20 protein-coding genes are annotated in these 25,030 nt (G+C 39.8%); 4 read left to right on the top strand and 16 right to left on the bottom strand.

The window, feature by feature from the left end:
- Window positions 1-376 precede the first annotated feature (376 nt).
- The 3 genes from H4J65_RS04330 to H4J65_RS04320 form a co-directional block, all read right to left on the bottom strand.
- A complete protein-coding gene (locus tag H4J65_RS04330) occupies window positions 377-769 on the bottom strand; it encodes an MmcQ/YjbR family DNA-binding protein (RefSeq protein ID WP_182137333.1) in 393 nt (130 codons plus the stop codon).
- A 155-nt stretch (window positions 770-924) separates the two neighbouring features.
- Window positions 925-3,105, bottom strand: a complete 2,181-nt coding sequence (gene feoB, locus H4J65_RS04325; RefSeq protein WP_182195880.1) for a ferrous iron transport protein B — start codon at window positions 3,103-3,105, stop codon at window positions 925-927.
- Window positions 3,102-3,332, bottom strand: a complete 231-nt coding sequence (locus tag H4J65_RS04320) for a FeoA family protein (protein ID WP_182137331.1) — start codon at window positions 3,330-3,332, stop codon at window positions 3,102-3,104. Before H4J65_RS04320 ends, feoB begins: the two co-directional genes overlap by 4 nt.
- A 584-nt stretch (window positions 3,333-3,916) precedes the next feature.
- Between H4J65_RS04320 and H4J65_RS04315 the strand changes: the two genes are divergently transcribed.
- Both H4J65_RS04315 and H4J65_RS04310 read left to right on the top strand, forming a co-directional pair.
- Window positions 3,917-5,170, top strand: a complete 1,254-nt coding sequence (locus H4J65_RS04315) for a serine protease (protein ID WP_182137330.1) — start codon at window positions 3,917-3,919, stop codon at window positions 5,168-5,170.
- A complete protein-coding gene (locus H4J65_RS04310; protein WP_182195876.1) occupies window positions 5,161-6,129 on the top strand; it encodes an FHA domain-containing protein in 969 nt (322 codons plus the stop codon). The genes H4J65_RS04315 and H4J65_RS04310 overlap by 10 nt, the downstream gene beginning before the upstream one ends.
- Window positions 6,130-6,307: 178 nt before the next feature.
- Here H4J65_RS04310 and trpS read toward each other — a convergent pair whose 3' ends face one another.
- Both trpS and rpe read right to left on the bottom strand, forming a co-directional pair.
- On the bottom strand, window positions 6,308-7,312 hold the full coding sequence (gene trpS / locus H4J65_RS04305) for a tryptophan--tRNA ligase (RefSeq protein ID WP_182137328.1): 1,005 nt from the start codon (window positions 7,310-7,312) through the stop codon (window positions 6,308-6,310).
- A gap of 61 nt (window positions 7,313-7,373) precedes the next feature.
- Window positions 7,374-8,045, bottom strand: coding sequence for a ribulose-phosphate 3-epimerase (gene rpe / locus H4J65_RS04300; protein ID WP_182192209.1), 672 nt, complete (start codon window positions 8,043-8,045; stop codon window positions 7,374-7,376).
- Between the two features lie 361 nt (window positions 8,046-8,406).
- Here rpe and H4J65_RS04295 point away from each other — a divergent pair, with 361 nt between their 5' ends.
- Window positions 8,407-9,051, top strand: a complete 645-nt coding sequence (locus H4J65_RS04295) for a TorF family putative porin (RefSeq protein ID WP_259367516.1) — start codon at window positions 8,407-8,409, stop codon at window positions 9,049-9,051.
- Between the two features lie 191 nt (window positions 9,052-9,242).
- Here H4J65_RS04295 and metL read toward each other — a convergent pair whose 3' ends face one another.
- Window positions 9,243-11,774: a bifunctional aspartate kinase/homoserine dehydrogenase II gene (gene metL, locus H4J65_RS04290; RefSeq protein WP_182195872.1), complete on the bottom strand. Its 2,532-nt coding sequence runs from the start codon at window positions 11,772-11,774 to the stop codon at window positions 9,243-9,245.
- A 106-nt stretch (window positions 11,775-11,880) separates the two neighbouring features.
- On the bottom strand, window positions 11,881-13,038 hold the full coding sequence (metB, locus tag H4J65_RS04285) for a cystathionine gamma-synthase (RefSeq protein ID WP_182186196.1): 1,158 nt from the start codon (window positions 13,036-13,038) through the stop codon (window positions 11,881-11,883).
- A 233-nt stretch (window positions 13,039-13,271) separates the two neighbouring features.
- Here metB and metJ point away from each other — a divergent pair, with 233 nt between their 5' ends.
- Window positions 13,272-13,604 (top strand): met regulon transcriptional regulator MetJ, encoded by a 333-nt coding sequence (gene metJ, locus H4J65_RS04280; RefSeq protein WP_182186199.1) that lies wholly within the window; start codon window positions 13,272-13,274, stop codon window positions 13,602-13,604.
- Window positions 13,605-14,052: 448 nt separating this feature from the next.
- Here the strand turns inward: metJ and H4J65_RS04275 are convergent, their stop codons facing one another.
- From H4J65_RS04275 to hflX, 9 genes are all read right to left on the bottom strand, one after another.
- Window positions 14,053-14,466, bottom strand: a complete 414-nt coding sequence (locus H4J65_RS04275; protein WP_182196053.1) for a VOC family protein — start codon at window positions 14,464-14,466, stop codon at window positions 14,053-14,055.
- 151 nt (window positions 14,467-14,617) lie between these two features.
- Window positions 14,618-15,997, bottom strand: coding sequence for a cytochrome c oxidase accessory protein CcoG (ccoG, locus tag H4J65_RS04270; protein ID WP_182195868.1), 1,380 nt, complete (start codon window positions 15,995-15,997; stop codon window positions 14,618-14,620).
- A gap of 191 nt (window positions 15,998-16,188) precedes the next feature.
- Entirely contained in the window at window positions 16,189-17,613 is a 1,425-nt protein-coding gene (locus tag H4J65_RS04265; protein WP_182195864.1) for a sigma-54-dependent Fis family transcriptional regulator, read from the bottom strand.
- Window positions 17,614-17,931: 318 nt separating this feature from the next.
- Window positions 17,932-19,173: a malic enzyme-like NAD(P)-binding protein gene (locus tag H4J65_RS04260; protein ID WP_182186207.1), complete on the bottom strand. Its 1,242-nt coding sequence runs from the start codon at window positions 19,171-19,173 to the stop codon at window positions 17,932-17,934.
- Window positions 19,174-19,889: 716 nt separating this feature from the next.
- A complete protein-coding gene (locus H4J65_RS04255; protein ID WP_182137322.1) occupies window positions 19,890-21,188 on the bottom strand; it encodes an adenylosuccinate synthase in 1,299 nt (432 codons plus the stop codon).
- A 126-nt stretch (window positions 21,189-21,314) separates the two neighbouring features.
- Window positions 21,315-21,500, bottom strand: a complete 186-nt coding sequence (locus H4J65_RS04250) for a DUF2065 domain-containing protein (protein WP_182137321.1) — start codon at window positions 21,498-21,500, stop codon at window positions 21,315-21,317.
- A 129-nt stretch (window positions 21,501-21,629) separates the two neighbouring features.
- Window positions 21,630-22,514 (bottom strand): protease modulator HflC, encoded by an 885-nt coding sequence (gene hflC, locus H4J65_RS04245; protein WP_182137320.1) that lies wholly within the window; start codon window positions 22,512-22,514, stop codon window positions 21,630-21,632.
- Between the two features lie 3 nt (window positions 22,515-22,517).
- On the bottom strand, window positions 22,518-23,663 hold the full coding sequence (gene hflK / locus H4J65_RS04240) for an FtsH protease activity modulator HflK (RefSeq protein WP_182137319.1): 1,146 nt from the start codon (window positions 23,661-23,663) through the stop codon (window positions 22,518-22,520).
- A 66-nt stretch (window positions 23,664-23,729) separates the two neighbouring features.
- Window positions 23,730-25,016, bottom strand: a complete 1,287-nt coding sequence (hflX, locus tag H4J65_RS04235) for a ribosome rescue GTPase HflX (protein ID WP_182137318.1) — start codon at window positions 25,014-25,016, stop codon at window positions 23,730-23,732.
- Between the last annotated feature and the right edge of the window lie 14 nt (window positions 25,017-25,030).

The following is a 25,030-nucleotide window of genomic DNA, read 5'->3' as shown; positions in this document are numbered from 1 at the left end:
CATAAGTATTGAGCTTTATTTAAAATAACAGTATTTAGGTGGCATAAATTAATTGTGTGGTGGAGACACTCAAGAATACAAAAAGCATCATGATTACAAGGTTGAATTGATGATATTGTTAAAAATAAGGTGAGTGTCAGGTTAACGATTCAGCAAATCGTATGTAAATGCAATGGGGAGCAGTTATTGCAGACAAGGTCTGTAAGCTCAATACTATGGCGTTGGCTATTTTGGGTTTTGGTTTTGGTTTTGGTTTTGGTTTTGGATTCAGGACTAATAGGATTAGTCTTAGCTAGATTTAAGGCCATCAGCTTAATAGTTCAGGTTAGCAAGCACCATTCATCAGTTTGGTGCTATTTTAGCGCTAATGTTAATTTTATAAAGGCATTAGCAGCGACTGCTGGTCTTGCTTGGGCATCTTGTTTACTACTAGCATATAGGAATTATCAATCATGCGTTCAACTTCACCTTGTGGAATTGAACCATCTAAAATAACCGTATTCCATTGCGTTTTGTTCATATGGTAGCCTGGTATAACCGCATCAAAAACATCACGTAGCATAACGGCTTCGTCAGGGTCACATTTTAAGTTGATGCAATAATGCCCTGCCATTTTACCATTAGTGCCTTTTTCATTACCTTTGCCTAGCGATAATGTCGCAAACATTTTATGCTTTACTTTAAAAACACTCACATCAGGACCAAATGGAGTATATTCAATAGTTTCAGTTTTATTCAGTAAATAACGCTTTGCTTGTATGTTATCCATATTTTCAATACTGCTTTTTACAACTAAGATTCAATATAGCCTAAGCTGTTTAGTAATGTTCGACAAGATAAATAACGCTATGTTGTGCAAAGATAGCGTTATCAGGTGCTATATCAGTCGAATTGATTACTTAACGATAATTAAAGGCCTGAGTGTTAACGATAAGAAACCAACGTAGGTATGGTCAGAATGTTTTTACCTGCTCGTTTTAAACCGTAATATATACTAAAAAATACTGCCATGATCACAACAATACTGATGAACGAGTGAACAGGTTGTGATGAAAACACCGCAAGTTGGTAACATCCTGCTGCCGATAAGTAGGCTAACGTAAAACTCCATAATGCGGCAAACATTGCCCAACGTGTACCCACTTCATTTTTAATTGCCCCCATTGCCGCCGCACATGGCGTATAAAGTAAAATAAAAAGCAAATAACAAAATGCGCCAATTTTACCCGCAAAAGCGGCTTGCATAATGGTAATGGTACTTTGTTCAACGCCTTGTGCTTGTGCAGCAACTTCTACGCTAGACACATCACCAATGTCAGTACCTAAGGGATCATCTGCTGCTATGCCTTGTAAATTATCGCTAATACTGGCTAGCGCTTGCTGCCATAATACCGGCATAGAATCGGGTGCTGTTGGCGCTTGTGAAACCGGTGAATATAAACTATTAAAAGTAGCCACTAACGCCTCTTTTGCAAATAGCCCAGTAATAATACCAACACTGGCTTGCCAGTTATCTTCTTTAACCCCCATTGGCGCAAGCAAGGGTGTTAGCACCTGCGCACTTTTACTTAGCAAAGAGTCTTGCGTGTCATGATGACCAAATTCACCGTCTGTGCCTAAAGAATTAAAGAAGTTTAAAACACAAACCACCACTATGATGGTTTTACCCGCGCCAACAATAAAAGAGCGTGTGCGTTGCCATACCCGTTTCAACAAATATGACAGTTTTGGCCATTCATACAAAGGTAATTCCATAATATTAATAGAGTTTTTACCCATTAAAATGGTTTTCTTTAACATCAGCCCAGTCAATACCGCAGCAGCAATGCCAATAAGGTACAACAAGAATACTAAGTTTTGCCCTGACTCTGGAAAGAAAGCTGCCGCAAATAAGGCATAAACCGGTAATCTAGCGCCGCAAGACATAAATGGCGACATCATTATGGTGGTGATTCTTTCTCTTTCATTATCCAAAATGCGCGCTGCCATCACCGCCGGCACGGTACAACCAAAACCAACAATTAATGGCACAAAGGCTTTACCCGGCAAACCAATTTTTTGCATCGCGGCATCAACCACAAATGCAGCTCGGGCTAAATAACCACTACTTTCTAGCAGTGACAAACCAATAAACAAACTGGCGATAATAGGAATAAATGTTGCCACGGTTTGAATACCTAAACCGACACCACTTATAATAGTACTTAGCCAGGCGGGTAAGTTAAATGCGCTTAAAAAGTGTTGTGGATAATCAACAAATATTGCGCCCGCTAAAATATCAAAAAAATCAATAAAAGCACCGCCAACATTAATCGCAAACATGAAGAGCAAGTACATCATCACTAAAAAAATCGGTACACCTAAAACTGGATGCAACATCCAACGGTCTAACTTGTCACTAAATTGAGCATTATTACTGGGGGCAGTAACCACGTCAGCAACCAGTTGATAAATAAAGTCATACCTTGCTTGCATGACCGCCATAGCCTTTTTATCAGTTGATTGGCAGCCTGGTGTGTTGCCGCAAGCTTGGCGTTCTAATTCAAGTGGCATGCCTGAGTAATCAGCTAATGCTTCGGGTAGGGTCAATAAATGCCCAGCGACCCGCGGGCTAGGAATATGTTGTAATGCGGCAGTAATTTTTTTGCCCGCATGTTTTCCAACACTATTTTCAGTAACTACTGGGCAACCTAACTGAGCAGACAGTTTTTGCAAATCTATATTAGCGGCTTCTTTACGGTCTGATTTATTTAGCACCACTATCATAGGCAAACCAAGCTCAAGCAGCTGTGTAGTTAAATACAGCTGGCGCTTAAGTTGTGTGGCGTCAATCACATTAATTAAACAATCAATGTGATTTTGCTTAATAAAGTCATGGGTAACCGACAGATCTTTACTTTGCTGACTTCGCTGCGCTAAAGAGCTAATGCCAGGTAAATCAGACAGTAATGTCAGTTTTTTATTTAGCTGACATTGCTGCTGTTTGGCGGCAACTGTGACACCTGTCCAGTTACCTGTTTTCTGTTTTGCCACCGCCAAGGCATTAAAAAGTGTGCTTTTGCCTGAATTAGCAAAACCGACCAGTGCAATATTTTGTTCTATCATTTGGTTAATAACTTAATGTTGATTTGCTTGGCAATGGTCGCTGGCAGGCACATTTTTGTGCCATGCAAATGAAAGGCAAGTGGACCGTTAAAAGGCGCTTTATGGGCTAGTGATATTTCACTTTTCAAGGCGAAGCCCTGTTCAATTAACTGCGCACTTAACGCAAAGTTTGCCGGTAAATAACTGATATGAGCTGGTTGATTAAGGGGTAATTCGTATAAGGTCATAGTAGCCTATATCTAAATGATAACAATTATCATTTAATCATACTAAAACTAGTAGCAGACAACAAGATATTAAATAAACGTTTTAACGTTAGCTTGATCTGATACCCGTTTCATTAAATTATTAGCCACTTATGTTGGTTAAAACACACCAGAGTAATTTGGCTGTTCATCACAATAATCTGCTAGGGTGATTGCGAGTATTTCACCAATAAAAATTTCGCCACTTGTAGTTAATCTGGAACAATAACCATATGACTTTATTTAGCTTATCTGCAGACAAAAAGAACAAAAATTAATGCCAGTGATAAACCTAATCATCTAACGCTTTTATTGCTTAAATAGACGCCTATTAGTTTCATAAGCTTCTACAGGTATTAACCGGATATTAAACGGGCATTCAAATAGCGCAAATTAGTTTGGCTTTTTTTCATCCCGTTACACTAGTGCATTGCATCAAGCAAAATAGTCATATTGTCGGATAAAAGATGACAAATTTGATTACACTGGCACAATGGTAGTCAGACAAGTTCTGCTTTGCCTAAATATCAAACAGTTCCCAAAGTAATAATACAAAAGGATATGCAATGAAAGCTATTTTTGCTCTGCTACTTATGTGCTTTAGTACATTAAGTTTCGCAGCTGAGCAGGCCGAAGAAATTTTTAAACAACTGGCCCCATCACTTTATCAAATTCGCTTAATTGACAAAGCCAGTGGTGAAAAATCATCCATTGGTTCGGGTTTTCAAATTAGCAGCAGTGGCCTTATTGCTACTAATTATCATGTTATTTCCGGTTTTGCCCGTCATCCCAATAAATACAAGATTGAATATTTAGACAACCAAGGTAACCAAGCCCCATTAACCTTAAAAAGTGTTGATGTCATTAATGACCTCGCCATAGTGCAACGTGAAGTCACGGCTGAAATGCCCTTTTTTCAGCTTGCCCAACAAGCCCCGACTAAAGGTGAAGAACTATATTCATTAGGTAACCCACATGATTTAGGCATGATAGTCGTGCCCGGCACTTATAATGGTTTAAAAAATGAATCATTTAATGATCGCATTCATTTTACTGGCTCGGTTAACTCAGGTATGAGTGGCGGCCCAGTGGTTAACAAAAATACCGAAGTTGTTGGTATTAATGTCGCTACTTCGGGTAATCAAATTGGCTTTTTAGTGCCGCACGACAAGCTACTTGAGCTTTATCAGGCCTATAAAAATAGCCCACCAGAAAGTATTGAGCAGCAAATGGCTGCACAACTTATGCAAAATCAAAAAAAGTTAATCACCACAATACTGAACAGTGACTGGCAACTGAAACCGTTAGGTCGAGGCTTAATTCCAACCGTTGACGTACCTTTTGTACGTTGTTGGGGTGAATCCAACTCAGATAAAACCGACGCACAAATTATGGCGGCTGTTGCTAATTGTGACCTAGATGAGAACACTTACATTTCTTCTGACTTTTTTACTGGTTCGTTAGAAATGGAATACCGCTATATGGAATCAGATAAAATTGGTAGCACTAAGTTTTACCATATTTTTGAACGTCAGTTAAATCAAGCCGCGCCAGGTAATAAAGCCGGTAAAGATGATGTCACTGAATATCAATGCCACCATGATATCGTTACGCCCAACAGCAGTAATATTAAGAATAAAGCAGTATTTTGTACCCGCGCTTATAAAGACTTCCCCGCACTTTACGATGTGCTCTACATTGCCATCTCGGTAGATCACGAACAATACGCATTGCTCAGCCATTTTACGATTTCAGGTGTGGCACAAGAAACCTCATTAGCCTTTCTAGCTAAATTTATGGAGTCGGTTTCATGGAAATAATTATTGAAGAAATCAGTCATGGTCATAAATTATTAAGCCGCCACAAGTTTGCCTCAAATAACATTAGCATTGGCCGCGGTTACGATAACGATATTATCATTAGTGACCCTCACGTTTGCGCTGATCACCTGCAACTGCATTTTAATGGTGAACATTGGCTAGTTAATGATCAAGGTTCAATGAATGGCAGTTATCTTGAAGACAGTAAAGACAACGTTATTCAACATCAAGTGCATTCTGGCGACATTATCACTATTGGAAAAAGCCAAGTTCGTTTTGTCTTTCCCAGCCATCCGGTTTCAGAAAGCATAGCAATTAGCCCTTTTGAAGGCTTAATTAACTTAGCGCGTCACCCTATGGTAGTGGCATTAAGCATGACCTTATTTGCCTTTATTGGTGGTTGGATTATTAATTTAAACAATGTTAACGAAGTTAGCTTAACGCAAATACTCGTGCCCACCATTGGCTTAACGCTAGGTTTTGCCTTATGGCCAGCAGGTATCGCTTTAGTGTCGCATTTAACCAAACACGATGGCCGTTTTTGGACCCAAATGGGTATTAGCTATATCTTCTTCAACTTAATGTGGCTCAGTGATATTTTTGAAAACATTGTGCACTTTAATACCTCAAGCAACGCTTCAATGTTATGGCTGCTGGCCATTGTTCCTTTGTTGCTAGCGTTTTGTTTGTTTTGGCTCAACTGTTACGTCGGCTTTCATATGACATTAAAACGCAGAAGTTTCGTGTCTTTATGTTTGGTATTGTTGTTATTTGGCGGTAGTTTTATCGTCCAATTAAGTAAACAACCCGACTTTAATCCCCGGCCGCAGTTTGACACCACCATCATGTCGCCAGCCTTTTTGTTTACACCGAGCAGTGATGTTGAAAGCTTTGTCAGTGACAGTGCTAAGTTATTTGAAAAAGTAACCAAAGAGGCCGCTGAAGATAATAAAGAATAGCAGTCATTCAGCCCTAAACACTTAAACAGCTTTAAGACTGAATTGAAAAATAAAAACTAAAAAGCCGTCGTAAATACGACGACTTTTTTATGTCTGACTTAGTGACTTACTTAGTGACTTACTTAGTGACTTACTTAATCGCTAGTTTAATAACTCGTCAGCATGAGTAGTGCAGAGATTAAGGCTTAGCAATAAAGCCAACCGCCTGATAAACCTCAGCAAGCAATTTACTCGCACGCGCAGAGGCTTTTTCAGCACCTTTGCGCATCACTTCATCTAGATAAGCTTGGTCATTACGAAATTCATGATAACGCGCTTGAATGGGCGCTAATAAAGCAACCACGGCTTCAGCTACATCACCTTTTAAATGACCATACATTTTATCTTCATATTCAGGCACAAGTTCAGCCACTGATTTACCGGTTGTGCACGATAAAAGTGACAACAAGTTTGACACACCTGGTTTTTCAGCTATGTCAAAATAGATATTCGCTTGCTCGTCAGAGTCAGTTACCGCACGTTTAATTTTCTTGGTAATTTTCTTGGTATCTTCTAATAAACCAATAAAATTACCCGGGTTAGTATCAGACTTTGACATTTTTTTAGTGGGCTCTAATAAACTCATCACCCGGGCGCCAAATTCTGGAATATAAGGCTCTGGTACTTTAAAGGTTTCACCATGTAGATTATTAAAACGAGTCGCTATATCGCGGGCTAATTCTAAATGTTGCTTTTGGTCATCGCCAACTGGCACTTTGTTCGCGCCATACAATAAAATATCTGCCGCCATTAATACCGGATAAGTAAATAAACCTGAGTTCATATTAGCTTCAGACTTTGCCGACTTATCTTTGTATTGTGTCATGCGGTTTAACTCACCCATTTGGGTGTAGCAATTTAATACCCAACTCAATTGCGCGTGCTCTGGCACATGCGACTGAATAAAAATGGTGCTTTTTTCTGGGTCAACACCACAAGCTAAATACAAGGCTAAACCATCTAAGGTCGCTTTACGTAAATCTTCAGGTTTAGGACGCACCGTAATCGCGTGTTGATCAACCAGCATGTAATAACATTCGTGGCTATCTTGCATGTCCACCCATTGCTTTAACGCGCCAAGGTAATTACCAATAGTTAACTCGCCAGATGGCTGACAGCCGCTTAATACAATAGGTTTACTCATTTTTTATCCTTCAACTTTTCTTAATGTAATGTGATTTAATCGTGTTTTAATCAATATTTTTTTATTTTACTTTTGCAAGTTCTGCACGCATTTCATCAATCGCGACTTTGTAATCTGGCTTGGAGAAAATGGCTGAGCCTGCAACAAACATGTCAGCCCCCGCTTTGGCTATTTCAGCAATATTGTCAGCTTTAACACCGCCGTCAACTTGCAAGCGGATGTCGTAACCACTGGCCGCAATTTTTTCACGGACTAAACGTAACTTATCTAAGGTGGTAGGAATAAAAGATTGCCCACCAAAACCAGGGTTCACTGACATTAGTAAAATAACGTCGAGCTTATCCATGACAAAATCTAACACATGCAGCGGCGTTGCTGGGTTTAACACTAAACCTGCTTTACAGCCGTGATCTTTAATCAACTGCAAAGTTCTATCAATATGATCGCTCGCTTCTGGATGAAAGGTAATAATATCAGCGCCCGCTTTGGCAAAGTCAGGAATAAGACGATCAACAGGTTTTACCATCAAATGCACATCAATCGGCGCGGTAATACCGTAATCTCGTAATGACTTACAGATCATTGGACCAAAGGTCAGGTTGGGCACAAAATGATTGTCCATTACATCAAAATGAATTACATCAGCACCAGCGCTGAGCACATTAGCAACATCTTCACCCAAACGAGCAAAATCTGCCGATAAAACTGAGGGAGCAATTAAAAAATTAGACATAATGATAACCTTAAAAAAATTTTCGCTACTTTACCTCAATTACCATAATTTTGCGACTGAGAACCCACACAAAAATCGATATTAAAAGCAATAATAACGGCTAGATTAACGCTGAAGTTTTCGCCCATGACGCAATATTGAGCTCAATACGGGTGGTTATTGTCAGCAATGCTGTGCACCTTTTTTGTACATTCGTCTTTTTTTTGCACCAAGCCTGTACAAAATGGTCAATTGACTCAACCAAGAAACACCTCAATAAAATCACTAAGCCGCTGAAAATAAAGTCTTTATAAAAATTTAATTAAATAGGCACTGTCTTTGCAATGTCCTTAGTAATTATAAAAACTTAGTGGACTAAAACATGAACAAAACAATGACCTCTCTAGCAATTTCGATGATATTAACAACTTCTGCACTTACAGCAACGTCAGCATCTGCTACTGGCATAGAAGGCTTAAGTGCCAATGTGGGTGCGGTATCACAATATATTTTCCGTGGCATAGTACAAACAGACACCGCCTCTGCTAGTGCGGGTGTTGATTATGAAAACAGTGGTTTTTATATTGGCACTTGGGCAGCTGACGTACAAGAGGGTTTAGAAGTAGACGTTTATGGCGGTTACGGCGGCGAACTCGAGGGTGGTGTAGGCTATAGCCTTGGCTTTACGACTTACCAATATACCGGTGATTTTGATACTTCTTATAATGAAGTAAACTTAGGCTTAAGTTACGGCATGTTTTCACTTGCTTATAATGTCGGTGAGTGGGAAGTTGAAGGTGCTGCAAACCAAGACTATGATTTCTTATCTGCAACGGTTGAACATAAAGGTTTTTATGCCACTTACGGCACTTGGGGTGACGATTTTGATGGCGACTACCTAGAAGCAGGTTACAGTACAGAAGTTTCAGGTTTCGACGTGGGTATTGCGCTTGTGGCTAATTCAAAAGAATTATCAGGTACTGAAAGTGACGAAAACCTAGTATTTAGCATAGGTACATCTTTCTAAGACCTCGCTAATTAACAGCTAACAAAACAAGAATACACTGTTTTGTTGGCTAATAAAAACCCAGGTTAATTAATTTCCTGATGAATTTGGCGCGATACTTTGATCATAACGAATCGCGCCAAAACTTTACTTAACCTTCCTGCTTAACGCTATTTATACCCCTTGGCATCACTTCCCGCTAGCAAAAATGTTTAATTTAACCCTTTGATTTTAACTTGCTGTTGACGATGATTTAGCTGCTGGCAAATAGTGACTAAATCAGCATGAATACCACCCGCAGTAACATCACGTCCAGCACCTGGACCACGAATAATAAGCGCATTTTCTTGATACCACTCGCTTTTAATTTGAAAAACATTATCACATGGGGTTAATTGAGCAAACGCGTCGTTATGGCTTAATTCTTCCAAGCTAACTTTCGCACTCACTTGACCATTCTCACTGATAAAGCGAGCAACATAACGAATTCCACAGGCTTTTGCCTGTGCTTGCTGTAAGCGCAATAAAAACAACTCATCAAGCTCAGACGTTCGTTGAAGAAACGCCTCTAAGCTAATATCACGTAATGATTCTGGCACTAAATTCTGACAGTCAATATCAGCTAACGACAATTCAAAACCTGCGGCACGCGCTAAGATTAATAATTTACGCTGTACGTCTCGCCCTGATAAATCTTCTCGCGGATCCGGCTCAGTCAACCCTTGCGTTAAGGCATTCGACAACAGCGCAGAAAATGGCGTTGTGCCATCGTAAAATTGAAATAGCCAGGATAAAGTGCCCGAGAATATACCCGAAATTTCCGTTATTTTATCACCGCTATTCATCAACTCCTTAATGCTTGAGTTAATAGGCAAACCAGCACCAACTGTGGTATTACCCAACCATAAGCTATTATTTTTTTCTGCTGTTTTAAGCAATTGCTGATAATTTTCAGTACTTGAAGATGCCGCCCACTTGTTCGCACCAATAACATGAATGCCACGGGCAAAAAACTCTTCATACAACTGACTAAAGTCTTCGCTGGGTGTGATATCAACAACAATCAACTCGTCATAAGGGTGATTAGTCAGCCAAGTTAACAGTTGCTCACTGTCATACGGCTGCGCTTGTTGTTGATAATGTAACAAAGCATTAGCGACATCTATGCCATCGGTATTTATTAAGGCTTTACTTGCCCCCACTAAAGCGACTAAGTGCACATTGTCTAAGCCTGAAACACGCGCTATTTGCTTTGGTAACATGGTTAAAAATCGTTGGCCAATATTACCTAATCCAGCGACAACAAGGGCAATATTTTTCGCGTCTTTGGTCATATCCGCATGGACATTATTGAGTATTTCACTCGAGCATGGCTCAGGTAAAACCGCAATATAACTGTGTTCATTAAAGGCATGCAAAAAATGTAAGCATTGTTGATGCTTAAGCGCTCTTTTAAACCTAGCGCGCATGTCGCCTTGTTTCGCGACACTATGGCCAACAATGGCAATAATCGCTACTGGCCTAAAGGTTACTTCGGTGTCATGACTGGCTAACCATTGGCTAAGCGCTTTTTGTTGGGCCTGCGTGACGACTAGGTAACCTTCGTCAAGATTGTAACAAATCGGTGAAAATTCACTTACCGCTAATTCGCCAGACTTAGCTAAAAAGCTGCTTGATTTCGCTAATATTAAATCGTTTAAACTGGTGACTGAAAGTTCTTGTTTTGCTATTTGGCCAAACTTGCCTATTTCAGTACCGCTAACCTCAGGTGCAAAACTACTGGCAACATGTAAATGGGTATTATGGTTGGTTAATGGCTGTAAGGTTTTGGCATGTAATACTGGGTTACCCAAACGGCCCAGTTCATTGGCAACCGCATTAGGTAAACGGTGTAATTTTCTCGCTAAAGGTACAAGCCTTGGGTCAGCACTATAAATACCATCAACGTCAGTCCAAAGCGTTACATTGCCCGCGCCTGATAGTGCCGCCATTATGGTTGCTGAGTAATCACTACCATTGCGCCCTAACGTGCAGGCTTGTTGCTGTTGATTACGCGCAATATAACCGGTAACGATCACCAGTTGGTCTTGTTGTTGAAGCGGTAAAAAGTTTTCTTGGCTCACGCTATAGTCAATAGCACAATTTTTTTCATCTTTTAGTAAAAGAAAGTCTCTGGCATCCAACATATAACTTGGACACACACTTTCACTCAATACCGCAGATAACAAGCGCGCTGACCAAACCTCACCAAAGGCCAATAAGTCATTTTGATAACTCAATGGCTCACTAAGGGGAGCACTTAGCGGATCACTCAGTAAATGTTCTGTTATTTGTGCAACATCTTGCTTGAGTAAACTTTTCAGTCTGGCGGCACTACTGGCATTTAACAGTTCATCAATTAACTGAGCTTGCGTCGCATCAAGGGCAGTAATAGTTACCCGTAAATGCTCACGTAAGGTGTTTAGGTCATTACTCGTGCTCACTTGCTCAGTGTTCAGCGAAGTTATTTCCTGAAGCTCAACCGCGAGTTGATAAAGAGTAAATAATGCATCTGTGGTATTGCCATTAGCAGATACCACAATAATGTCATTGAGCTGGCAATGCTGACGAATAATATCCACCACACGTTCAACGCAAGCACTGGTAGCTAAACTACTACCACCAAATTTATGGACATTACAGGCAACTTTTGCCAAGTGATTTTTTGCAGAGCTAAGCGTTACCGCTGTATTTGAACCGATCATTTTACTACCACAGGTATGACAACCTTGTCATACCGCCTTTAAATTATTGATATATAACACGCAGCCAAAGTACATTGATAACTATGGATAACTATGGATAACCACTTTAAGCTTGGCTGGCATCGAGCGCCTGAGATAGGTCGGCCAGTATATCGTCAATATCTTCAATACCAACAGAAAGTCGCACTAATGACTGGGTAATACCGGCGGTAAGTTGTGCTTCAATTTCCATCCCCGCATGGGTCATGGTTGAGGGATGACAGATCAAACTTTCAACACCACCAAGTGATTGTGCCAAGGTGAAAAGTTCAAGTTTATCAAACAGTATTTTAACCGCTTCAACGCCACCTTTAAGCTCAAAACTCATCATAGCGCCAAAATCATACTGCTGTTTTTTAGCTAATTCATGTTGCGGATGGCTAGCTAAACCCGGAAAATAAACCTGTTGAATAGCCGAATGCTGTTGCAAAAATTTTGCCACAGCATTGGCATTAATTTGATGCTGCTTCATCCGTATGGGCAAAGTTTTTAAGCCACGCAAAGCTAAAAAGCTATCAAAAGCTGAACCCGTAATACCAATGCAGTTTGCCCACCAAGCTAGTTTTTCACCTAAGGCTTGTTCTTTGGTGACTAGCACACCGCCAACCACGTCGCTATGACCATTAATGTATTTGGTGGTAGAGTGAAAAACAATATCAGCACCCAATAGCAAGGGTTGTTGCAATACCGGCGACATAAAGGTGTTATCAACCGCCACTAATGCGCCAACTTGATGGGCTTGTTTGGTAATGGCAGCAATATCAACTAAGCGTAACAATGGATTACTCGGTGATTCAACTAAGACTAATTTAGGTTTTGTTGCTAAGGCTTGCGCCAAGGCTTGTTGATCGTTTTGATCAACCACCACGAGCGTAAACTGCCCCCGCTTGGCAAGATGGGTAAATAATCGAAAACTTCCGCCATAGCAATCATGCGGAATAACAACCGTGTCTTGTGTATCAAGTAATTGGCAAATAAGATGCACCGCTGACATGCCGGTATTTGTCACTATGCCAACGGCACCCTGCTCTAAATCTGTAATAGCTTGGGCAAACGTAGCGCGAGTTGGATTGCCGGTGCGTGAATAGTCAAACTGACGCTTGTCATTAAAACCTTTCAGTGCATAGGTGCTTGAAAGGTGAAGAGCTGGAATAACAGCGCCATGGTGTTGGTCGCTATTAATACCTGCTCGAACAGCGGTAGTGGCAATTTTTTTCTCGCTCATGTGTACTCCGGTAAAAATATTTTCTGTATAGATGTTTGGACGTCTATCAATCTAAATGGTTTAAGTTCTTGGGTCAAGTACTTTAGACTTCTAAACTTCTACACATTCGTTATTGACTCAGGCCCCACAACCAGTAAAATCAAGTAGTAAGAATAAATTTATCATAAACTGGCCTACCAAACAGGTTTAACATCGATAAGTTTATCTCAATTAATTAGCATAGAGGAATATTCATGGCAGAGTGGAATGGCGAGTATATTAACCCATACGCCGAACACGGGAAGAAAAGTGAACAAGTCAAAAAGATCACCGTGTCTATCCCTTTACGTGTGTTAAAAGTGCTCACTGATGAACGTACACGTCGCCAAGTGAATAACTTGCGTCATGCCACCAACAGTGAATTGTTATGTGAAGCGTTTTTACATGCTTTTACTGGCCAACCATTACCTGATGATAGTGACTTGGCTAAAGACAACACACAAAAATTACCCGCGAGTGTTCGTCGGGCTTTGGAAGCAAAAGGCATAACTGACTTTAGTGAACACGAAGCGGAATTAGAAGATTAAAACGAGTAGCACAACAATTAGTACAACAAGCAAATAAACAAGGCGCTGATTAGCGCCTTTTTTATTGCTGAAAAATAGGGGTGATTAGCAAGAGTTGCTTTGAAATATATAGCGAAATACCGCCTGTAGTATGCCGCTACATATCAAAAAATAATTATTTCTGTTCATCAGCGCTATTTGAATATTCTTCAAACTGGAACGATATTGCTTTAGTTTGCATTAAAGTGACTTTTAAAGTCAGCGTCGTTCAAATAAAATAACATTATGCCCGTCACCCATATGGCCAGCATCCAGCTTTACATAATTTTGATTTACTAAGCCTTAATTTTTCATAGTGTCCACACATTAAAAAGCTTAATAACTGAAACTTTAATATCATCGAATTTAACTAAGCAGCTACATTAACTCATGACTGACGGCTGATAACTGATAGCTGATAGCTATAAATCTAGCCAGTCGCATCATTTAACTGCAATAAATCCCATTTTGTCCCATATAAATCTTTAAACACGACAACCGTGCCATATTCTTCCACGCGCGGCTCTTCGTTAAACTCGACACCTTGGCTTTTCATCTGTTGATAGTCGCGCCAAAAGTCATTGGTTTGCAGAAATAAAAATACTCGTCCGCCCGCTTGATTGCCCACTGATTGGCTTTGCGCGTCGTTACTGGCTTTAGCAAGCAGTATGTTGGTGCCATTTGAATTCGGTGGTGATATTTGCACCCAACGTTTTCCGCCGCCTAAGTCAGTATCTTCAATCAGCTGAAAGTTTAATTTTTTGCTATAGAATGCAATCGCATCATCATAGTCTTCAACCACGAGGGCAATATTGGCTATGCTTTGTTTGATCGTTTTGGTCATGCTTTGTTCTCTATTCATTTTCACTACTCATCGTCCAAGTCATGCTATTTTAACGTATTTTTCTTCCGTAATGCACTTTGCATGATGTAATTAAAAAAACCTCACCTAGAGATCTTTTTTCACAATCACTAGCCACTAGCTAAAAAATTAATTACTTTGAAAAGAATTTAGTTTGCTTAACAACCTTAATTTCCGGCATATTATCAACGGCAACAGTCAGTGTCACTGACGTAATTTTTTGGCTGATGTTTTCCGGGGGCATCGTTAAATGTACAGGTACACTGGCGATTTCACCCGCTTTTATCATCACCTTACCGTCAACACTTAAACTTACTACTTTTTCCAATACTGTGATCTTAAATTGGCGATCAACTTTTGATTTATTAGTAATTTTCAATAAGTAACTATTCGTCACCTTATCTTGAAAGTCGAGCTGAAATAATGTGCCACGATCCCGCAAAATAGAAAATTCAATTGGCACCCGCACTTGAATAGTAAAAATCATAAACGCCATGGCTAATACCGACATAACAGCATAGCCAATAATTTTCGGCCGTAGTAATTTAACCTTTTTACCTTCTAGTGCATTTTCACTGGTATAACTAATTAAGCCCTTAGCATAATTAAATTTACTCATGGTTTGATCACAGGCATCAATGCAAGCACCGCAATTAATACATTCGTATTGCAAGCCGTTACGAATATCAATACCCACTGGGCACACTTCCACACAAAGGTTACAGTCTACACAATCACCTAAACCTAGGTCTTTTGGCTGCTGGTGACGTTTACGAGCACCGCGGCTTTCACCACGCAATTTATCATAAGCAACCACTAGGGTATTCTTGTCGAACATGGCGGATTGAAAGCGTGAATACGGGCACATGTAAATACACATTTTTTCACGTAACCAACCGGCATTACCGTAGGTACAAACAGCAAAAAACAGCACCCAGAAAGTTGTCAGGCCATCCCACTGCCATTGTAGTAAATCAAGATACAGTGCGCGGGCCGGTAAAAAATAACTGATAAATGTTGTTGCGGTAAAAAATGCGATTAATCCCCAAATAAAGTGCTTGGCTGATTTTCTCGCTAAGGTCTCTAATGACAATGGCTGTTCATCACGTTTAATACGTTTATTGCGCGTACCCTCCAACCATTCTTCAACCCAAATAAAACTGAAGGTCCATACGGTTTGAGGACAGGTATAACCACACCAAATTCGACCAAGCCACGTGGTTAAAAAGAAAAGTAAGTAGCAACTAACCAGTAATAATCCCGCTAGAATGATAAAATCCTGTGGAAAAAATGTTTGTGAAAAAATATGAAACTGTTGCTTACCTATATCCAGTAAAACAGCCTGATTACCTTGAAAATTAAGCCAAGGCATCAACATAAATAATAAAACAAAGGCTAAGCCAGTGAATTGTCGAATACGCTGATAACGACCTTTTTGTTGACGAACATAGACTGAGGATTCAGATTTGTAGGGCTTAATGATCAAATCTTCTGCTTTAAAATCAAACTTCATGGTTTACTGCTAAAACTAACGTTAGGATAGTTACTAATAGCAAAATATGAACCAAGTTATAAAATTAAATTAACTCACTGTTTAATATCATATTTATAACTTTATATTCTTTACAGTACCCACCATAAAGCACGATATATCGTGCATTAGCGATATATCGTGCCTTGCATATTATTTTTATAGTGAAGTTATTAGTTAGGACGTACAATTTTCAATTTACTCATGCGAGAGCGTAATGTACTTTCAGGTAAGCCTAACTGCTTAGCGGCACCTATTTCACCGCCAATGCGCCATTTACAGGCTTTTAACACACTTAATATATAGCGGGTTTCCACTTGTGCTAAGGTTTCAATAACAGGAGGGGTAAGTGATTTTGACGAGGTTTTAAAGTTAAAGTTTAGAATAGTCGATTTAGTTAAAATTATCTCGCGCTCAAGTACATTTTGCAATTCACGAATATTACCGGGCCATTGATATTGCATTAATTGAGTTAAGCTACGGTTACTAATAGCACTGATATTTTTACCTAGCGTTTTATTCAGTGTGCTGATAATCGCCTGTGATAACAGTGGTATATCTTCTTGGCGCTCACGCAGCGGTGGAACAGTAACCGGAAAAACATTAAGCCGATAAAACAAATCAATTCTAAATGTACCTTGGGTAATCATCGCCGATAAATCACGGTTAGTAGCCGCGATAACCCTTATATTAACCTTAACAGTTTCACTGCCGCCGACCCGTTCAAACTCTTGCTCTTGTAATACCCGTAGTAACTTGCCTTGTGCTGCCATGGATAATTCACCAATTTCATCAAGAAATAACGTGCCATCATTCGCTAATTCAAAACGGCCTTTGCGTCGTTCAGTAGCGCCAGTAAATGCGCCTTTTTCATGCCCAAATAGTTCAGATTCAAGTAAGCTGGGGGTAAATACAGCACAATTAACTTTTACCATAGTAGAGTTTTTACGTTGACTTAAGGCATGAATATTACGAGCAACCAATTCTTTACCTGTGCCATTCTCTCCCAAAATAAGTACGGTACTATCAGTTTGTGCAACTAGCTCTACTTGCGCCAACATTTTGGTGATTATTGGGCTGCTACCCACCAAGCCAGCAGACGACCACTCTTGCGCTAACTCATTCTGTAGATAGGTATTTTCAGCCTGAAGCTGCTCAGTAAGTGATTGTACATTTTCCAAGGCACTGCGCAGTGCCAACTCAATTTGTTGTTGCTGACTCACATCACGAAATACCGCAACAGCGCCAATAATATGGTTATTTTTATAAACCGCTCGTGTTGTGTACTCAACAGGGAAGTTACTGCCATCTTTGCGCCAGAACACCTCACCACTCACCTGTCGAGAAATACCGTCAAGCGCGGTATTGAATATTTTACATTCACAAGCAGGATAAGGCTCACCATTGCTATAGCTATGATGATGAAACTGATGAATATTTTGTCCCAATAGTTCAGCGTAAGACCAGCCGGTCATGGCTTCTGCAGCAGGATTAATAAAAATAGCGCGCCCTTGTGTATCTAAACCGTAAATACCTTCACCAACAGCGTTTAGTAATAATTCAGAATCGGCGAGATAGGCTTTAATTTCTTTATCCATTGATCTTCCTAAAGTGACTTACTAGGCACGAATAAACTACGTTATTTACGCTAAATATCGAGGTTAATCGTAAACCACGATATACCGTGGCTATATTAGCAATAGCTATAATAGTAGCAATTTTGTAACTACGCTAGCAAATCGTGCCAATCTCATTCACTGTTATCAATTTATTAGCCATGTTTGATGTTGCCGATGTCTAAGTTAAAAGTTGAACGTTGAACGTTAAATTAAAAAATGCCCAAAAAAAAGGGAAGCAATAAGCTTCCCTTCTATTTCATTCTCGATCTAAGGCTACATTGCTTACAAGCGTAACCGTTAGCCTTGGTAATTCGCTGGCATTGCGAGTGCCGCTACACCTGAGTCCACTGCTGCTTGTGCAACCGCAATAGCGACAGCCGAACGTAAACGTGAGTCCATAGGTTTTGGGATAATGTAATTTCTACCAAAATTTAACTCGTCACAGCCACTAGCCGCTAATACTTCTGCCGTCACTTGCTCTTTTGCTAAGGTGCGAATGGCATGTACGGCGGCAATTTTCATTTCATCATTAATGATACGTGCGCGCACATCTAAAGCGCCACGGAAAATAAAGGGGAAACAAAGTACGTTATTTACTTGGTTTGGGTAGTCTGAACGACCGGTAGCAATAATTAAATCATCGCGTGTTGCCATAGCCAGTTCAGGTTTAATTTCTGGATCTGGATTTGAACAAGCAAAAATCACGGGCTTAGCGGCCATAAGCTTTATGTGTGAAGGTAATAGTAAATTAGGGCCAGATACACCAATGAATACGTCAGCACCATCGATGGCGTCTTCTAGCGTGCGCTTATCCGTATTGTTAGCAAATAATTTTTTATATTCATTTAAATCGTCACGGCGGGTGTGAATAACACCTTTAGTGTCGAGCATATAAATTTTTTCACGTTGTGCGCCACATTTAATCAACAGTTCCATACAGGCAATGGCTGCAGCGCCAGCCCCCATACAAACAATGTTAGCGTGTCGAAGTTCTTTACCTTGAATTTCTAGCGCATTTATCATTCCCGCTGCCGTTACAATAGCAGTACCGTGTTGATCGTCATGAAATACCGGTATTTTACAGCGTTCAATGAGCGCCTTTTCAATAACAAAACATTCAGGTGCTTTAATATCTTCTAAGTTAATGCCACCAAAGCTGTCAGCAATATTAGCTACCGTGTTAATGAAGTCTTCAACGGTTTTATGGTTAACTTCAATATCAAACGAATTAATGCCAGCAAAACGTTTAAACAATAACGCTTTGCCTTCCATCACAGGTTTAGAGGCCATTGGCCCTAAGTTTCCTAAACCTAAAATAGCGGTACCATTGGTGATAACAGCAACGGTATTGCCTTTGCCGGTATATTTATAAACGTCATCAGGATTTTCAGCAATGGCGCGAACAGGTTCGGCAACACCAGGGCTATAAGCGAGCGAGAGATCTTTGCTTGTTTCAGCAGGGGTCGTTAATTCAACACTAATTTTGCCCGGCGTTGGGTATTGGTGATAATCAAGTGCTTGTTGGCGAAGATCTGTCATGTTTATTCCTAATGTGTGAGTCTTATGCGTGAGTTTACGTTAGAGCTATTATGGTTATTTATATACTATTGCAATGCGATGTCTAATTTCAAGCTGTTTTGTATATATTAATTCGCTACAAGCTATAATTAATATAGCCTGAATAGTTTGATATTTCACATAACCTAGCTAAATATTGGACATAAAGCGTTAACTATTGATATCAAAATAGCGATTAGCATACTTTATCAAACCATAAGCAGTTTAATTATATAGATTAAGTTTAAGCCGCTTGTTTTACTTGTAAAGCTTTGTGAATTTGTATCATTTCATACTGACTAACAAAATTAACCAAAGTAGATCTGTCTTTACTTTTAACTATAGTGTTAACCATGCTTTTAATGATCTTTATAACTATGCTCTCGCCCAGATTAAAAAGGCTTAAGCTAAATTTTAATGCTGATATTGCCACTAGCTTGCCATACCGAGTGGATTAATTATCTACTCACTTAAAAGGGTTAACATCAGAAAATACCGTATTATAAAACTGCTAAGTAGCATAACTACTGACTACATTTTATGTCTTGTATTTATCCATTTTTGCTGGTGAAACAATAGATTGGTTAAATTAGTCAAAGGGATTTAAAAATGCAGAGGTAAATAGTGACTGAATTTTAGCGATAAAAAAACCACCTAGCAGGTGGTTTTTAAAAAGTGATTAAAACGTAGAAATTTAATTATTCGTCAAACGGATTAACTAAAATCATGGTCTCGATACGATCTGGGCCAGTTGAAATAATATCAACAGGTACGCCAGTAATTTCTTCAATACGTTTAATGTAAGCAATCGCATTAGCTGGTAGAGCGTCAATAGACGTAGCACCAACGGTGGTTTCACTCCAACCTGGCATTTCTTCATACACTGGGGTAATTTTTTCGTAACCTTCAGCTGCTGTTGGTGGCACAGTAATAATGTCGCCTTCAGCTGTTTTGTAGCCAGTACATATTTTTAATGTTTTTAAGCCGTCTAAAACGTCAAGCTTAGTTAAACAAAAACCACTAATACTGTTAACTTGCACCGCACGATGCATAGCGACCGCGTCAAACCAACCACAACGACGTTCACGGCCAGTAGTTGCACCAAATTCATGCCCTACAGTGCCTAAGTGATTACCCACTTCGTCATTTAATTCAGTTGGGAAAGGACCTGAACCAACACGTGTTGTGTATGCTTTAGTAATACCTAGCACGTAGTCTAAGTAAAGTGGACCAAAGCCGCTACCAGTAGCAACGCCACCGACTGTGGTGTTTGATGAGGTGACATACGGATATGTTCCGTGGTCAATATCAAGCAATGTACCTTGTGCACCTTCAAACATGATAGATTCGCCCGCTTTACGCGCTTGATCTAGCATTTCAGAGATATCAGCAACCATGCCTTTAATTATGTCAGCAACAGCCATAGCATCAGCAAGTACTTCTTCATAACTTACTGGCTCAGCTTGGTAGTAATGCGTTAAAACAAAATTATGGTATTCCATAATTTCTTTTAATTTCACCGCAAATGATTCTGCACAAAATAAATCACCAACACGTAAACCACGACGAGCAGCTTTATCTTCATAAGCTGGACCAATACCACGGCCTGTAGTACCAATAGCTTTGCTACCACGCGCTTTTTCACGAGCGGCATCTAATGCGTTGTGATAAGGAAGAATTAATGGACATGCATCGCTGATTAAAAGACGGTCACGTACTGGTACGCCACGTTCTTCTAACATGGCCATTTCTGTCATAAGTGCTTTAGGACAAAGAACAACACCGTTACCGATTAAACATTTTACGTTGTCACGTAATACGCCAGATGGAATAAGATGTAAAACGGTTTTTTCACCATCAATGACTAGTGTGTGACCCGCATTGTGGCCACCTTGATAGCGCACTACATATTTCGCTTTATCAGTAAGTAAGTCGACGACTTTACCTTTACCTTCGTCACCCCATTGGGTGCCTAGAACTACGACGTTTTTACCCATGTTCACATTTTGGTAAGAAAATTAGGCGAGGATTCTATCAAATATCAATATTGAGTCCAAGCAATAATTGTTGAATTTTAATGCGTTATTAAAAAAACCTGTGGTAGTGCAGAGTTAGCAAAGGAATTAATTTACTGTCCAAAACAGCATAATACCGATTAACAGCAAAAATAAACCTATTTGACGAATAGTATTAACCGGTTCATTGGCTAGTTTTAAAACATAGGCTCGCCATTTATTCGGAAATAGTGCCGGAATCACTCCTTCAATAATTAACGCAATAGCCAATGCCATTAGCAACGTAGATAGCATGTAAATTCCTTATATAAATCCATACAATGAAAACCAAATCTAGAACACTTTGAGTACATTTTTCAAGTGATAAAAACACAAAAGCCATGACAATGTCATGGCTTTTAAATTACTCTTTAACCTTAACTACTAATTAGTTTTTTTACCATTCTTTAGGTAATTAAAGAAATTACTGTCAGGTTTAATAACTAAAATATCACTCTTAGAGCTAAAACTGTTTTCATAAGCTTCTAAACTACGGAAGAAGTTATAAAACTCAGCATCTTGTGTATAAGAGTCGGCATAGACTTTTGCTGCTAGGGCATCACCTTCACCACGAACTTCTTGTGCATTCTTCTGTGCTGTTGCTAACATAACCGTTACTTTAGCATCAATAGTGGCACGAATGATTTCAGCTTGCTCTTGACCTTGTGAACGATGTTCTTTCGCCACAGCAGTACGTTCAGCACGCATACGTTCGTAAATTGAATTACTGACCTCTGTAGGTAGGTTGATAGCTTTGATGCGAACATCAATCACTTCAATACCTAAATCTTCACGGCTACTGGTAGCACTTTCTAATGCTTGGGCCATGATGTCATCTCGATCGCCAGAAACAATTTCTTTAATCGTACGTGTACCAATCTCGGTACGTAAGCCATTATTTACTTTCTGTTTCAATAACGCGCGAGCGTTCTCAATTGAACCTGAAGTACGCAAATAATAGGTTGAAAAGTTAACAATGCGCCATTTAACAAATGAGTCGACCATTAAATCTTTCTTCTCAGATGTTACAAAACGATCTGGCTCTTCGTCCAAGGTTTGAATACGCGCATCAAGTTTACGTACTGTGTTAATAAATGGAAATTTAAAGTGTAAACCTGGCTCATAAACTTTCATGTCGCCGGTATCACCGTCACGCGTAATTTTTGAGAACTGGAAAACTATGCCACGTTGGCCTTCAGTCACAACAAAAACAGACGAAACTGTTAGCACAAGTATTAAGGCAATAATTGCCAATATAAAATTCTTCATGGCTTAGTCTCTCCCATTATTGAAACGATCATTACGACCGGATAATGCTGGTGCAGTATTAGTACTATTTGACGACTGGTTTATCGCCGGTACTGATTGTTGCGTAGCACGTTGACTACTAGACTGCTGTTGCATAATTTTATCTAGTGGTAGATAAATCATGCTATTGCCGCCGTCAACATCAACCATTACTTTACTGGTGTTGCTATAAAATTTTTCCATCGACGTTAAATACATACGCTGACGGGTAACTTCAGGTGCTGCTTGATATTCAGGTAATAACTTGTTGAAACGAGCAACGTCACCTTCTGCATCAAGTAGTATCTGCGCTTTATAAGCTAATGCTTCTTGCTCTAAACGCTTAACACGACCACGAGCACGAGGTTCAATGCCTCTTGCATACGCTTCCGCTTCACGTAAGAAACGCACTTCATCTTCTTGTGCAGCAATGGCGTCATCAAAAGCGTCTTTGACTTCTTCAGGAGGACGAGCGTCCTTGAAGTTAACATCGACAACAATCAAACCTAAATTATAAGGTTTAATAATTTCTTCTAGCTCTGTCCATACCGCTTGGCGCACAGCTTCACGACCACTGGTCAAAATGTCATCCATTCTTGAGTGACCAACCACATAGCGCAAAGCACTATCAAGCGATTCACTTAAGCTTTCGTCAGCATTAGTAACACTGAAAATATAATTACGTGCATTAACTACACGATATTGAATTTGCATTTCAACACGAACAACATTCTCATCTTTTGTTAGCATAAAGCCAGAAGAAGGAAGGTTACGTGTGGTTTGCATATCAACTGGAATAATACGTTCAGCGAACGTCCACTTCCAACGTAAACCAGGTTCTACCGTGCCAGCATACTGACCAAAACGTAAAACGATACCTTTTTCAGCTTCTTTAATGGTAAAAAAACCAGCGAAGGCATAGCCCAAAATCGCCACAATAAGCACTACCATGATGCCGATACTAGAAAAGTTTTTCCCCGCACCGCCTCCTGATTTGTTGCCACCAAAAATACCGCCAAATTTATTGCCGATATCTTTTAATAAATCATCTAAGTCAGGTGGGCCTTGATTTTTGCCACCTTTGTTTTTCCAGGGGTCTTTCTCATTGTTCCCCGGTTCATTCCAAGCCATGCTATTCTCCGCTATAAAAAATTAATGCGCTAACTGCTATATTAACCACGCTAATATATCAGTCTGTTAAGTGTGAATAAAGTGCTCTATTTCTGCTTCGTCTTGTTTTAGTAACTGATTCCATTCTCTCACCGGTAATTTTATATCTAATAAACAATTACCATGCTCGTCATAATGCTCATCAGTAATGCAATTTAACTGGTAAAGTTGACCACGAAGTTTACCGGCACTAGGCGGTAAACAAAGTAGGTGTTTGATAATTTTTTTACCTAATCGTTCTGACAGTGCTTGAAATAAAAGCTCAATGCCAATGCCTTTCTGGGCTGACAGCCAAACACGAATCGGTAGCCCTTGATCATCACGATCAATTCTGGGTTCAACATCATCTAACTGGTCTATTTTATTACAAATCAATAGTTGTGGAACATCACCCGCTTCTATCTCTTTTAAAACTTCTTCTACTTGTTCAATATTTTCGCTACGTCGTTCATCAGCAATGTCAATAATGTGCAGCAACAACTCTGCTTCTCTTGTTTCGGTTAACGTCGCTTTAAATGCGGCCACTAAATCATGGGGTAGATGACGTATAAATCCTACGGTATCAGCCAGAATAACACGACCAACTTCATCTACTTCAATTTTACGCAAAGTGGGGTCTAAAGTGGCAAACAATTGATCGGCGGCGTACACACCTGCCTGCGTTATTTGGTTAAATAATGTTGATTTGCCGGCATTGGTATAACCCACTAAAGAAAGTGTTGGGATTTCAGCTCTAGTTCTCGCCCGACGCCCCTGTTGTCTTTGCTTTTCAACTTTTCCCAAGCGTTTACGGATATTGACCATACGATCACGTAATAAACGCCTATCTGTTTCCAACTGAGTTTCGCCTGGCCCACGTAAACCAATACCACCTTTTTGGCGCTCTAAGTGAGTCCAACCGCGTATTAATCGTGTACTCATATGGCGTAACTGTGCTAATTCTACTTGTAATTTACCTTCGTGAGTTCGAGCTCGTTGGGCAAAAATATCTAAAATTAGCGTCGTACGATCAACCACACGACATTGACACAAGGCTTCAATGTTTTTTTCTTGAGATGGCGATAAACTATGATTAAACAAGACAATATTCGCATCGAACATGCGCACAGCATCAGCCACTTCTTGCACTTTACCTGTACCAACAAAATATTTCGGGTGCGGAGTAGCGCGTTTACCTGTGATGGTATTTAACGCACCTATACCAGCAGAACTTACAAGCATTTCAAACTCTTGTAAGTCTTCACGGGTATTATCATCGGGAAAATCTAAATGAACAAGTATAGCCCGCTCACCTGCCTGATATCTATCAAACAAATGAGCGACTCAAT

It is taken from the genome of Colwellia sp. MB02u-9, assembly GCF_014077085.1.
Taxonomy (GTDB): Bacteria; Pseudomonadota; Gammaproteobacteria; order Enterobacterales; family Alteromonadaceae; genus Cognaticolwellia.
The sequence above is the reverse complement of the archived record's forward strand: the minus strand, read 5'-3'. Positions and strand labels throughout refer to the sequence as shown.